Origin of the sequence: Actinoplanes regularis (assembly GCF_900188005.1) — a bacterium.
GTDB lineage: Bacteria > Actinomycetota > Actinomycetes > Mycobacteriales > Micromonosporaceae > Actinoplanes > Actinoplanes regularis.
Genome location: NZ_FZNR01000004.1, coordinates 318,360 through 330,324, shown reverse-complemented (window position 1 = coordinate 330,324; position 11,965 = coordinate 318,360). Strand labels below are relative to the sequence as shown.

The following is an 11,965-nucleotide window of genomic DNA, read 5'->3' as shown; positions in this document are numbered from 1 at the left end:
CGCCCCGTCCCTGAGATTCGTCAGGCCCCGCGCCCATCTGACGGAAACGACACGGCCGGGTGTCCTGACCGACCTCCCCCGTGATCCGGCCGCCTCCCCGGTGGACACATCGAAGCGCATGGGTTCCACTACGGGTGGCAGGCTCGCCGCAACCGTCAGGGGGGAACCGGATGAGTGCCACCGACGTCGTGATCACCGGGATGGGTGCCACCACTCCGCTCGGCGGGGACGTGCCGACCCTCTGGCAGAACATGCTGGACGGCCGGTCGGGAGTCCGCCGCATCGATGAACGGCTCGAGACCTACCCGCACTGGGAGCAACTGCCGACGCTGATCGGCGCGCCGATGGCGATCGAGCCGGACTCCGTGCTCCCCCGGGTGCAGGCCCGCCGCCTGGACCGCTGCGAGCAGGCCGCGCTGGTCGCGGCGAAGGAGGCCTGGGCGGACGCGGGCACCCCGCAGGTCGAGGGGGAACGCCTCGCCGCGGTGATCGGCTCCGGCGTCGGCGGCATCTCCACCATCCTGAACCAGGACGACCTGATCGAGGAGAAGGGTCCGCAGAAGGTCTCCCCGCTGGTCGTGCCGATGATGATGCCGAACGGGCCGGCCGGCTGGGTCAGCATCGAATTCGGGGCGAAAGCCGGCGCCTACGCGACGGTGTCCGCGTGCGCGTCCGGTGCCGAGGCGCTCGCTCTCGGCGCGCGGCTGATCCGCTCCGGCGAGGTCGACGTGGTGATCGCGGGCGGCGCGGAGGCGTGCATCGCGCCGCTCACCATCGCCGGGTTCGCCCAGGCGCGTACGCTCTCCCGCCGCAACGACGCCCCGGAGCGGGCCTCGCGCCCGTTCGACACCGACCGGGACGGTTTCGTGCTGGGCGAGGGTGCCGGAGTGGTCATCCTGGAACGGGCCGACTTCGCCACCGCCCGTGGCGCACGGGTGCTGGGGCGGCTGGCCGGGTTCGGGGTCACCTCCGACGCCCACCACATCACCGGCCCGGACCCGAACGGCGACGGCCAGATCCGGGCGATCCGGACCGCGCTGCGCGTCGCCGGCCTGGGCCCGGACGACGTCGACCACGTGAACTGCCACGCCACGTCGACGGTGGTCGGCGACATCGGCGAGGCCGCGGCGATCCAGGCGGCGCTCGGCGACGAGGTCGTGCTAACCGCGCCGAAGTCCGCTTTCGGTCATCTGGTCGGGGCGGCCGGTGTGGTCGAGGGCATCATCACGCTGCTGTCGGTCCGCGAGGGGGTCATCCCGGCCACGCTGAACCTGGAGAACAAGACCCCCGAGGTGAGGCTGGACGTGGTCGCCGGCAAGCCACGCCATCAGCGGGTCCGTGCGGCGATCTGCAACTCGTTCGGCTTCGGCGGCCAGAACGTCTCCCTGCTCTTCACCCCCGCCTGACCGGTCACCCCACCCCCTCGAGGACGCCCGCGAATGGTCATCGGCATGTTCTCTCGCCCCGTCACCCATCGACCCTTGCACAGCGCCGCATGACGCGGCCGACAGCGAGTTAACCTATAAAACCGGTGGGTTTTGTGGTTTGCTTGGCAAAGCGTCGACCTGCGGGAGAGTTGAATGTCGAGCCTCGTCGAAGTCGTGGTGCCCGCCAGTCGGGAAGCCACGAGGGACCGGACCGTGGCGATCATCGGCGGGGGTGCCACCGGGGCACTGCTCGCCCGGGCCCTGATCCTCCGGACGGACCTGGACGTCGTCCTGATCGCACCGGATCGCTTCCCCGGCCGCGGCGTCGCCTACGGCGCGGCACAGCCCTGGCACATCCTCAACGCGCGGGCCGGCGCGATGAGCATCTGCCCGGACGACCCGATGCACCTGGTCCGCTGGGCCCGCCTGCACGGGCACGCGATCGAGGGCACCGACTTCCTGCCCCGCGCCCTCTACGGCGACTACCTGGCCGATCAGCTCGCCGAGATCGTCGCCACCTCCGGCGGCCGGCTGCGGCACCACGTCGCCACGGCGACCGCGCTGCGCCGGGATCCGGACGGCTACGTGGTGCTGACCGACGCCGGGCCGGTCCGCGCGGAGCAGGTGATCCTCGCCGTCGGCAACCCGGAGCAGCAGAGACTTCCGGGGGTGCGGGCCACGGGGCCGCACTTCGTGGCCGACCCCTGGTCGGCGTATCCGAAACCGCACCCCGACGAGCCGGTCCTGCTGATCGGCACCGGCCTGACCGCGGTCGACGTCGCCCTGAGCCTGACCGAGAACGGCCACCGCGGCCCGATCGAGGCGATCTCCCGGCACGGCCTGCTCCCGCTGGCCCACCCGCAACTGCCCCCGTCGTCGGCGCACCCCGACCTGATCCTGGACGGCGCCCTTACCCTGCGACGGCTGATCCGGCGGGTCCGCGCCGCGATCGCCGGCGGCGCCGACTGGGTCGCGGTGGTCGACACGCTGCGCCACCACGCCGACCGGCTCTGGGCCGAGTTCGACGACTGCGACCGGCAGCGGTTCCTGCGACACGTGGCCCGCTTCTGGGACGTGCACCGGCACCGGATGGCGCCGCCGGTCGCCGCGCGAATCGCGGAACTTCAGGAGCGAGGCGCGCTGAGCTTCACCAGTGGACGCCTGCGCTCGGTCGAGCCGGACCCGCGCGGTGGCCTGCTGGTCGAGATCGAGGGACGGGCGGCACGCCGGTTCGGCGCGGTGATCTCCTGTACCGGGCCGGGTTCGCTGCCCGGCTCCGCGAGCCCGTTCCTGGCCACGCTGTTCCGCGACGGCGTCCTCCGGCCCGGACCGTACGGCCTCGGCGTCGACACGGATCCGGACGGCCGCATCCGGCGGGGACTGTGGCTGGCCGGTCCGCTGCGCCGCGGCCACACCTGGGAGACCACCGCGGTCCCGGAGATCCGCGCCCAGGTCGACCGGCTGGTGTCCGCCCTGCACACCGCGACGGTCGTGCGTTGAGCCGGCGGCCTCCCCGCGCCGCGGTGCCGCGCACGGCTCAGGACAGGCGCAGGCCGCCCAGGGTCGTCACCACGACCAGGCGCAACTCCCCGATGTGCAGCAGTTTCGCGACCGCCAGATAGCCGAGCGCGCCGACACCGGCCGCCGCGGAGATCGCCAGGACCGGTATCGACGTACCGACCAGGAAGAGCGCGCCGACGGCGCAGGCCGCGCCGGCGGAAACCGCGATCAAAACCCTGACGTGCGTACGCATCAAGCGTCTTCCGTCGATCCAGCCGAGCCGCCGCCGCAACACCACGACCGTCGTGAGCAGGCCGATCGTGTAGGCGATCGTGTAGGCGATCGGCACCCCGACCACGATGGACCCGGCCGGCAGCACGAAGCCGGCCACCGCGCACCCGGCGATCCCGATCACCGCCACCCCGGCGGTGATCAACGCCGGCGTCCGGGTGTCCTGCAGGGCGTAGAAGCCGCGCTGCAGGATCGAGTACGCGCTGAACGGCACCAGGGCCAGCCCGAACGCCGCCAGCACCGTCCCGAGCAGCCGCACCGTCGGCGCCGCGCTGTTCCCGTGCTCGAAGAGCAGCGTCGCGACCGGCCGCCCGAGCAGCACCATCGCCACCGCGATCGGCGCCATCACCACCACGGCGACCCGCACCGCGAGCGAGAGATCACGGACCATCCGGTCGTGGTCACGCCGCGCCGCGTTCCGGCTCAGCCGGGGCAGCATCGTGGTCATCACGGAGAGCGCGATCACCGCGAACGGGACCTGAAAGACAGCGAGAGCGTTCTGGTACGCGGTGACCCCGCCCGGCCCGCTCAGCGACGCCACCCTGGTCGCCGCGATCAGGAACGCCTGCGCGCCCAGCACCGACAGCAGCACCCAGCCGGCCAGCCCGCCGATCCGCCGGATCGCGATGCCCCGCGGGTCCAGATGCAGCCGGATCGGGAAACCGGACCGGCCGAGCGCCCACACGACCAGAGCCATCTGCGCGAACACGCCGAGGCTGGTGCCGGCCGCCAGCAGCGTGAAACTGCCCGACAGCACGTAGAGCAACCCGACCACGATCACCACCAGGCTGTTGCAGAGCGGCGCCCAGGCCGGCGCCGCGAACCGGCCGCGGATGTTGAGCACCGCGCCCGCGGTCGCGCTCACCCCGTAGAACAGGATCTGCGGCAGGAAGTACCGGCTGAAGACGACGGCCATCTCGTGCTGCTCGGCGGTGAAGCCGGGTGCGACGAGTTCGACCAGCCACGGGGCCAGGACCACGGCGAGCAGCGTGACCGCGCTCAGGCCGTAGACCATCAGCGACAGCAGCCGCTGGGTGTAGAGCACCCCGTGATCCGGATCGGTCAGCGCCGCCCGGGTCAGCAGCGGCACGATGACACTCGCCATCGCACCGCCGATGAGCAACTCGTACACCGCGTTGGGGAGCGTGTTCGCCACGTTGTAGGCGTCCAGCAGCCGGGTGCCGAGTCCGAGCGCCGCGGTCAGCACCAGGACCCGCAGGAACCCGGCCACCCGCGAGGCGAGCGTGGCGAACGCCATCCTCCGCCCGGCCTGAGAAATCGTCGCCACCAGCGCCCCCGTCCGCCGCCCAAGACCCTCATGGTGCACCATCGGCGCACCGCACGCCCGGGCCGCGGGTCCCGGCCGGTCACGAACCACCCGGGCGATCGTCGGACACGTCGGCGTCGACCGGCCGCGGCGCCGGGACGCACTGGCGGGGGCGCCAGGCAGGCGTCGGGCCGGTCGATCCGCACCTCCGTTCGGAAAATCATTTGCGGTCGGCCCGCAGGACTTCATCGCGCCCGGCGGCGTCCGCTACGGGTTGACCGACCTCACCAGGCCCAGGGACCTGCGCCATACCAGCCGCCCACCGGGCAGCAGCCGAGTCCGGCGCCGTACAGGCCGTTGCCCCACAGGCCAGGCAGGCCCGCGTCGATACCTGCCACGCCGACGAAGCCGACGCCCGGGTACCACGAGTGAACAGCCGCCACCTCGGTGCCGCCGGGAGCCGCGCTGGCTGCCGTGGCCAGCACGGGTCCGGACCCGAGGGCCGCACCGGCCACCAGGCCTACACCGATCATCAGTATTCGTGCCGATGTTTTCATCTCACCATTCCTCTCCAACGCCGAATCCGTTTCGATGACAGTTGGCGGCTCGGCATCGGTGCCCGAGCCTCTCGCAGGCCGCAGCGCGCGGTCGGCCGACCGCGCGGGCCTGCGTGTTATTCGACTGCGGTCGTTTCGCCGGTGCTACCACGGGATCCGACCGCAACAACGCCAGCAGAGACCGGCGCCGGATATTGGCTCCAACGACCCTTTTTCAGACCCATGCCTGTAATGGCTGTTCGCAGACGTGCGTCAGCCGGTCACCGCAGGGGTGACATTGAGCGTGTCAGCGACCGGAAAAGCGGTGCCCGGAAACGGCGACCGTTGCGGTCGGCGTGCGCGTCAACTCCGCAACAACAAAGAATCTTCCTCATCACAATACCTCTGATCGACCGACGAGGGCAGTAGACGATATGCATTTTTAAACTGTTTCAGCGGCTTTCTCATGCGCCCACAGTCAACGCCTGTTATCGGTTCAGGTCCGACACGTGAGGAGTCAGCTCACCGGGCAATACCCGAACCCGCGTGCGGATGTGGTCGCGGTGGGGCCATCGGCCGGAATTTTGTCATGTGACAAGCTCGCACTCATGACCATCGTTGCCGCGCGGACCGCGCTCATCGTGATCGACCTGATGCCGCGGATCGTGTCGCAGGACCTGGGACCGCATCGCGGCGCTGACGTGGTGGCCCGGTCGGCCTCGCTGGCCTCGGCGTTCCGGGCCGCCGGCGGCGTGGTCGTGCCGGTGCGGGTCGAACGGCCCAACGTCGCCGAGCAGCCGCCGGGCAGCGACTTCGTGCCGGAGATGGCGCCGCGGCCGGGGGACGTCGAGATCGTGAAGCGGACGATCGGGGCGTTCTACGGAACAGGGCTCGCCGAGGCGCTGCGGGATCGCGGCGTGGACACCGTCGTGCTGGCCGGGATCGCGACCACGATGGGGGTGGAGTCGACCGCCCGGGCGGCGGCCGACCTCGGGTTCGAGGTGGTGTTCGCGTCGGACGCGATGAGCGGGATGACCGCCGCGGAACACGAGCACGCGCTGTCGGTCGTGCTGCCCCGCTTCGGTGCGGTGCTGACCACTGCGGATCTCCTGGCCGAGCTGCGATAACCCGGTTCTTGTCGGACCCCGGGTGCAGGATGACGGGGTCGGTGGGAGCAAGGGAGTGTGCGGTGGCGCTGCGGGTGGACCTGACGTTCGACTGTGTGCGGGCGGAGCCGTTGGCGGAGTTCTGGAAGGTCGCGCTGGGGTATGTGGACGAGCCACCACCGGCCCCGTTCAAGACCCGCGACGAGTGGGTGGCGTCGTTCGGGGAGCCGGCGGAGGACGAGGGCGGTGGCGCCTGGCTGCACGATCCGGACGGGGTCGGGCCACGGTTGAGCTTCCTCGAGGTGCCGGAGCCGAAAGTGGCGAAGAACCGCCTGCACATCGATGTCCGGGTGGGCAGGCACGGGGACCCGTGGCCACGGATCCAGGCGAAGGCCGAGGAGTTGCGGGCGATCGGCGGCCGGGTGCTGGCGACGTTCGAGGGGCATCACGTGCTGATGGCCGATCCGGAGGGAAACGAGTTCTGCATCGCCGCCTGAATGCATTTCCCGTGCCGGAACCCCGGCCGTGGAACTGTTGACAATCGCAGGCACAGGTCTTTCATAGCCTCTGATGCTCTTATTGCCGTACGCACGTTCGGATCCTCGTCGGATTCCGTTCGTGATGCCGGCGGAGCAGGGACGATGCCACCCGCGACCGCCGGAACCGGCACGCGAACCGGCTCGGCGGCAGTTGTCGCCGGCCGTCAGGAGGATCAGTTCAATGAGTCAATCGTCTTATCAGGGGCGGCCCCTTCCGAAACCCGACGAGGAGGTGTTCGATCAGGGCCTGGGATTCGACCTCGGAACCCTGATGGGGCGTCGGCAACTGCTGCGTGGTTTCGGCATCGGCGCTGCGGTCCTCGGGCTGGCCGCGTGCGGCGACACCAAGTCCTCCACGTCGACCTCATCGACGACTGCCGCCTCGACCTCCTCGGGGGAGATCCCGGACGAGACCGCCGGCCCGTACCCCGGTGACGGGTCGAACGGGCCGGACGTCCTGGAGGAGAGCGGCATCGTCCGCAGCGACCTCCGGTCCAGCTTCGGCAAGTCGACCACGACCGCCGAGGGCGTACCGATGACCCTGGAACTGACCGTCAAGGACCTGGCCAACGGCGGGAAGCCGTTCGCCGGGGTGGCGGTCTACGTCTGGCACTGCGACCGGGCCGGCGGCTACTCGATGTACTCCGACGGGCTGACCGGGGAGAACTACCTGCGTGGCGTGCAGGTCGCGGACGACACCGGCAAGGTGAGGTTCACCAGCATCTTCCCGGCCTGCTACACCGGGCGGTGGCCACACATCCATTTCGAGGTGTACCCCGGGCAGGCCGACATCACGGACTCCACCAAGGCGATCGCGACCTCGCAGGTGGCGCTCCCCAAGGACGTCTGCGACACGGTCTACCAGGAGAAGGGCTATGAGGCCTCGGTCACCAACCTCGCCCAGGTGACCCTGCAGAACGACAACGTCTTCGGCGACGACGGCGGCGCGAGCCAGCTGGGCACCGTGACCGGCGATGTGACCAGCGGATACACGGTCTCCCTGTCGGTCGGCGTGGACACCGGCACCAAGCCGACGGGCGGCGCGGCCCCCGGGGGCGGCGGCCGGCCCGGCGGCGCCCCGCCGTCGGGCGGTCCCGGTGGAGCGCCGCCGAGTGGCGCCCCGGGCGGTCCGGGTGGCCCGCCGCCCAGCGCCGCGTCATGATCGATGGTGGGGAAACAGCCCAGCCCTTCGGCCGTTTCCCCACCCGCACGGGTCAGCGGAAATTCAGTACCTCCGGCCTCGCGCCACCGGCATCCTTACGCGATGAGCTCCCGGGAAGAACGCATGGCGACATCACGAGTCGTGGCGGACAGCCTGCCGTTCCGATGGGACCTGGTTACGCCGGATCAGCTGGGCTCGCTGCTCGATGATTCCGTAGCGCCGGATCTGTCGTTCCTCGATGATCTCGTGGCGTGTACCGGAAAGGTGCTGGCGCGAAGCGGCGACGGTGATCTGATCTTCGTCGGCAGGTCGCTGGACTCGATGTTCGACCTGCTGGGTGGGGTGCTCGCCGGGTCCGCCCGCGCACAACGGCTGCACCGGCTGCCGTTGTCGTTCCAACGACCGGCGATCGGGTGCGACCCGCGATACAGGCGGTTCCGGCGGCGTCCGTTGACCTCCGAGGAAGTGGCCCAGGGACGCCGGTTCCTGGCGGCGGTCGGCTTGGCGCCGCATGCGCTGGCCCGCCGGGACCGGCCGGCGGTCCTGGTCGACGTGGTCGACGGTGGCGGGACGTTCACCGAACTGTTCACCCTGGTACGCGACTGGATCGACGAGGAGCGCGAACCATGGCCGGTGATCCGGCGCAAGCTTCGCTTCGTCGGCGTCACCAGCCGGTGCAAGACCAGTCCGAACACCTACCGGTGGCAGCAGCACGCCGCCTGGACACAAACCCTGCCCGCGGCGGCGGTCGCCAACGTGTCACTGGAACGGTGGGTCTGGTCGTATTTCGGCGATCACCAGGTGAAGCTGACCCGCTCGTTTCGCCCGGACCGGTGGACGGCCGAGGCCGAGGGCCCCGACCGGGACGAGCGCACTCGGCAGGCCCTCACCGAGGCGGCCGCGCTGGTGGCCTACGGCCGCAGCCGCGCGGGCCGACAGGCCGTCGCCCGGGCCGTGGGGCGCGATCCCGCGCTCAGCCACCCCTGGCTACGCACCCTCGTCACCAACCTCGCCACGGGCTGAGAACGAGCCCCGCGGTCAGCAACATCAAGGTAGACCGGACGACAACCTCGAACACGCGCTCGAGAGGATCGCTTCGGCGTTGCAGGCAGCTTCGCCGAACTTGTCAATCTCGGCGACGGCGATGCAACAGCGACGCCAGCTCCAGCTCGAACGGAAAAGGCTCCTTGGAGACAAGCGCCTGACCAGGGCTCGCGACCGCAGCCGGAAGGTAGTGGCCGCCGACAAGCCTCTGGCGTTTGCTCGGCGCCGGACTGATCCACAGGCTCTCATCGATCAGCTCGATACGGTTCGGGGTCTCGCCGAGCGCGAAGAATTCGTCCTCGCTCCACGGCTCCGGATGTTCCAGCACTGTCACGCTCATCGGATCGCCTCACCTCTCGGCGGATGCTGTGGTGAGCGTGCCCCGTCAGGCCCCACCCGAACGACAGGAACCGTCGCGGCCACATATTGTCGTCAGACGACCTGTCATGAGACTAGTAACGCCGTCAAATCTCGGTCCCCGGACGGGTGCGACGGTTACGCTGCGGCATGCGTATCGACAAAGGACCAGAACCGATCAAAGGGGTCATCTTCGACTTCCACGGCACGCTGGTCGAGGGCGGCGACGCCGGTCGTTGGATCGATGCCGCTCTTCGCCGTCTGGACGAGGACGGCAGCCCGAAGCCGGACCTGAGCGCCGACCAGATCGCGGGCCTGCGGGCGTATCTCGACCAGATCTGGCAGCATGCCCACGCGATCGATCCCCGAAGCGAACGGGATCTCAGCCGGGACCGTCATTGGGACGTCTTCAACCGGACGGTCGCCCTGTGTCCCGGGGTCAAGCCCGATCTGATCGCCGCGCTGTACGCGGTCATGCCGGATCAGTGGTTGCTCTTCGACGACGCCCTGCCCGTCCTCCGGGAGTTGAAGTCGCGCGGCGTCAGGACCGTGGTGCTGTCCAATATCGGGCTGGACATCCGCCCCCTCCTCGATCGGTTCGGGGTCAGTGGTCTGCTCGACGGCGTACTGCTGTCCTATGAGGTCGGTCTGGTCAAGCCCGACCCGGCGATCTACGCTCGCGCGCTGGAGGTGCTCGGTGTTCCCGGCGTCCAAGCCCTGATGGTCGGCGACAGCCCGCGGGACGACGTCGGCGGAGTGCCGTTGAAGATTCGGACTTTTATTCTGCCTCGAACGGAAGGCCCGGTGCACGGCCTGGGCACAATTCTGCAGATGATCGGAGACGGCGAAATCCTGTGATACAGGACGGCCCTCGAATCATTGGCAATTACGCAATCTGCGGACGGCAAGGATGCCTGACGTGCATCCTTATTCGAGGCGCAACGGGCTTTATTCGACAGACTATTTCTGGCCGGGATTGCGCCCGCCGTGAGGGCCGACGTGGCCACCTCACGCACACCAGAGGGAGACAATTGATGAAGACTCGGAGTTGGGGCGCCGCGCTCAGCGGGGCGCTGTTCCTCGGATCGTTCGGACTGGCTCAGGGGCTGAGCGCAACATCGGCGACAGCCTCTCCTCGGAACTCTGTGGCGGTCTCCGGCCATCTCACGCCTGCCGACCCGAAGGACTACCGTCAGGGCTACCGCGACGGCGTCAAGGACGGCAGGCTGGCCGGGCAGCAGGATTGCAAGCAGACGAATGTCGGCGCCGGACTCGGGCTCGATGCGGGCCCGACCAAGGCGGAGTCGGACTATCAGCGCGGCTATGACGCCGGATACCAGAAGGCTTACGACAAGGCTTTCGAGGAATTCTGTTCCTGACGTGATCAGGTCATAGTCCCGCGCCTACGGGAATCCGGGAGTGCCTTTCGATCGGACGATTCGGAAGGCACTCCCTCGCGTTTGGAAAGGTCAGCCGATTCTGATGGTTCGCGCCCATTCCGGTGGCGCACAGTACGATTCCGCGTCATCACCGGGACTGAACCTGCGGCGGAAAAGGCCGACCACCGTCCGGCACGGCGGCTGCGTGCCCGGCCACGGCGTCCAGCCGTCGGTCAGCGCCACGATCACATCCGGTCGGCTCCGCAGCGCCTGCGCGAACCCGGCCCGCAGGTCGGTACCCCCGCCGCCGATCAGCGGAATCCCCTCGGCCCGGCACAGCGGATGGGCGACCCCGGCCGCGGCGTCGCAGGAGACGACGCTGACCCGCCCCCGACCGCCCACGGCCCGACCGATCGCGGTCACCTCCAGCAGCGCGACGCCCAGCTCGGCATCGCTCACCGAACCCGACGTGTCGATCACCACGCAGACCCGGGGCGGGTTGCGGCGCAGGGCCGGCAGGATCACTCGCGGCAGGGCGGTGGCTTTCCGAGCCGGTCTGCCGTACGAATAATCGCCTCCTCCCCCGGACGATCCCGCCGCCGCCCGGACCGCCGCGCCCAGCAGCTCACGCCAGGGCTGCGGCTGGTGGAACGCCTCCTCGGCCCAGCGCCGCCAGCCCGCCGGCACGTCTCCCCGGTGCCCGTTGATCGCTTCCGTCACCCGGAACCGGACCGCGTCGCGTTCCTGATCGGTCAGACCGTGCCCGCCGTCCGGCCCGAGGTCCCACACCCGGTCGGCACCGTCGGCGCCGCTGCCGCAGTCCAGCCATGCGAAGGTGTCGGTGAACGGGCCGAGCCGGAACAACGCCAGGTAGTCCTCCATCAGCTGACCGGCCGCCATCCGCAGGTTGACGGGGTACACCGCGCTGCGCGGGAAGGGCAGGCCGTCGCCGAAGATGTCGTCGTTGATCTCGCAGTCCGCGGCGATGTTCATCCGCAGCCGCTCGCCCGGGCCGCTCAGGTCGTGCTTGCGGGCATACCGGTCGCCGCGCCCGTGATGGTCGCGCAGCAGGTGGGAGACCTCATGCACCCACACCGCGGCCAGCTCCTTCATCGGCGTCAGAGCCACGAACGCCGGGTTGACGTAGCAGCGCCAGTAGCGGTCGACCGCCATCGTTGGGGTTCTCGGCGACTCGACCACGTGCAGCGCGAACAGCGCCGACGCCAGATAGGGCCGGACCCGGGTCGCGTGCAGCCTGGCCGCGTACAGCTTCTCGAGGTCCAGACTCGTGGCGCCGCCTCCGGTCCGCCCCGGCGCCGACGTGGGCTGCCCGCTCATGCCGCCTCCGATCCGCCCC

12 protein-coding genes are annotated in these 11,965 nt (G+C 69.9%); 8 read left to right on the top strand and 4 right to left on the bottom strand.

Annotation, left to right across the window (positions count from 1 at the left end; all coding sequences use genetic code 11):
* The first annotated feature begins 170 nt into the window (after nucleotides 1–170).
* Nucleotides 171–1,406, top strand: coding sequence for a beta-ketoacyl-[acyl-carrier-protein] synthase family protein (locus CHC09_RS13890; protein WP_089293478.1), 1,236 nt, complete (start codon nucleotides 171–173; stop codon nucleotides 1,404–1,406).
* Between the two features lie 174 nt (nucleotides 1,407–1,580).
* The gene (locus CHC09_RS13885) at nucleotides 1,581–2,927 is read left to right on the top strand and encodes an FAD/NAD(P)-binding protein (RefSeq protein ID WP_089293477.1); all 1,347 of its coding nucleotides are present in this window, start codon (nucleotides 1,581–1,583) and stop codon (nucleotides 2,925–2,927) included.
* A gap of 37 nt (nucleotides 2,928–2,964) precedes the next feature.
* Here the strand turns inward: CHC09_RS13885 and murJ are convergent, their stop codons facing one another.
* Complete coding sequence (gene murJ, locus CHC09_RS13880; RefSeq protein WP_089293476.1) at nucleotides 2,965–4,476, bottom strand: murein biosynthesis integral membrane protein MurJ; 1,512 nt, start codon at nucleotides 4,474–4,476, stop codon at nucleotides 2,965–2,967.
* A gap of 293 nt (nucleotides 4,477–4,769) precedes the next feature.
* Nucleotides 4,770–5,018 carry a hypothetical protein gene (locus CHC09_RS13875; protein WP_089293475.1) on the bottom strand — a complete coding sequence of 83 codons (249 nt, stop codon included), beginning with the start codon at nucleotides 5,016–5,018 and terminating at the stop codon, nucleotides 4,770–4,772.
* Nucleotides 5,019–5,629: 611 nt separating this feature from the next.
* Between CHC09_RS13875 and CHC09_RS13870 the strand changes: the two genes are divergently transcribed.
* From CHC09_RS13870 to CHC09_RS47535, 4 genes are all read left to right on the top strand, one after another.
* Nucleotides 5,630–6,148: an isochorismatase family protein gene (locus CHC09_RS13870; RefSeq protein ID WP_089293474.1), complete on the top strand. Its 519-nt coding sequence runs from the start codon at nucleotides 5,630–5,632 to the stop codon at nucleotides 6,146–6,148.
* A 62-nt stretch (nucleotides 6,149–6,210) separates the two neighbouring features.
* Nucleotides 6,211–6,624: a VOC family protein gene (locus CHC09_RS13865; protein WP_089293473.1), complete on the top strand. Its 414-nt coding sequence runs from the start codon at nucleotides 6,211–6,213 to the stop codon at nucleotides 6,622–6,624.
* Between the two features lie 223 nt (nucleotides 6,625–6,847).
* On the top strand, nucleotides 6,848–7,828 hold the full coding sequence (locus CHC09_RS13860; protein WP_089293472.1) for an intradiol ring-cleavage dioxygenase: 981 nt from the start codon (nucleotides 6,848–6,850) through the stop codon (nucleotides 7,826–7,828).
* A 123-nt stretch (nucleotides 7,829–7,951) separates the two neighbouring features.
* On the top strand, nucleotides 7,952–8,851 hold the full coding sequence (locus CHC09_RS47535) for a hypothetical protein (RefSeq protein ID WP_239138307.1): 900 nt from the start codon (nucleotides 7,952–7,954) through the stop codon (nucleotides 8,849–8,851).
* 103 nt (nucleotides 8,852–8,954) lie between these two features.
* On the opposite strand, the gene CHC09_RS13850 is transcribed toward CHC09_RS47535, so the two are convergent.
* Nucleotides 8,955–9,212 (bottom strand): hypothetical protein, encoded by a 258-nt coding sequence (locus CHC09_RS13850; protein WP_089293471.1) that lies wholly within the window; start codon nucleotides 9,210–9,212, stop codon nucleotides 8,955–8,957.
* Nucleotides 9,213–9,379: 167 nt separating this feature from the next.
* Between CHC09_RS13850 and CHC09_RS13845 the strand changes: the two genes are divergently transcribed.
* Nucleotides 9,380–10,087 (top strand): HAD family hydrolase, encoded by a 708-nt coding sequence (locus tag CHC09_RS13845; RefSeq protein ID WP_089293470.1) that lies wholly within the window; start codon nucleotides 9,380–9,382, stop codon nucleotides 10,085–10,087.
* 176 nt (nucleotides 10,088–10,263) lie between these two features.
* Nucleotides 10,264–10,608, top strand: a complete 345-nt coding sequence (locus CHC09_RS13840) for a hypothetical protein (RefSeq protein ID WP_143232314.1) — start codon at nucleotides 10,264–10,266, stop codon at nucleotides 10,606–10,608.
* Between the two features lie 90 nt (nucleotides 10,609–10,698).
* Here the strand turns inward: CHC09_RS13840 and CHC09_RS13835 are convergent, their stop codons facing one another.
* Nucleotides 10,699–11,946, bottom strand: a complete 1,248-nt coding sequence (locus CHC09_RS13835; RefSeq protein ID WP_179277083.1) for a vWA domain-containing protein — start codon at nucleotides 11,944–11,946, stop codon at nucleotides 10,699–10,701.
* Nucleotides 11,947–11,965 lie beyond the last annotated feature (19 nt).

What these genes read in the sequence shown, in the direction of transcription:
- CHC09_RS13860 (WP_089293472.1), top strand. Translation starts at nt 6,848, where the DNA reads ATGAGTCAATCGTCTTATCAGGGGCGGCCCCTTCCGAAACCCGACGAG.
- CHC09_RS47535 (WP_239138307.1), top strand. Translation starts at nt 7,952, where the DNA reads ATGGCGACATCACGAGTCGTGGCGGACAGCCTGCCGTTCCGATGGGAC.
- CHC09_RS13870 (WP_089293474.1), top strand. Translation starts at nt 5,630, where the DNA reads ATGACCATCGTTGCCGCGCGGACCGCGCTCATCGTGATCGACCTGATG.
- CHC09_RS13845 (WP_089293470.1), top strand. Translation starts at nt 9,380, where the DNA reads ATGCGTATCGACAAAGGACCAGAACCGATCAAAGGGGTCATCTTCGAC.
- CHC09_RS13835 (WP_179277083.1), bottom strand. Translation starts at nt 11,946, where the DNA reads ATGAGCGGGCAGCCCACGTCGGCGCCGGGGCGGACCGGAGGCGGCGCC.
- CHC09_RS13890 (WP_089293478.1), top strand. Translation starts at nt 171, where the DNA reads ATGAGTGCCACCGACGTCGTGATCACCGGGATGGGTGCCACCACTCCG.
- murJ (WP_089293476.1), bottom strand. Translation starts at nt 4,476, where the DNA reads ATGGCGTTCGCCACGCTCGCCTCGCGGGTGGCCGGGTTCCTGCGGGTC.
- CHC09_RS13875 (WP_089293475.1), bottom strand. Translation starts at nt 5,018, where the DNA reads ATGATCGGTGTAGGCCTGGTGGCCGGTGCGGCCCTCGGGTCCGGACCC.
- CHC09_RS13850 (WP_089293471.1), bottom strand. Translation starts at nt 9,212, where the DNA reads ATGAGCGTGACAGTGCTGGAACATCCGGAGCCGTGGAGCGAGGACGAA.
- CHC09_RS13840 (WP_143232314.1), top strand. Translation starts at nt 10,264, where the DNA reads ATGAAGACTCGGAGTTGGGGCGCCGCGCTCAGCGGGGCGCTGTTCCTC.
- CHC09_RS13885 (WP_089293477.1), top strand. Translation starts at nt 1,581, where the DNA reads ATGTCGAGCCTCGTCGAAGTCGTGGTGCCCGCCAGTCGGGAAGCCACG.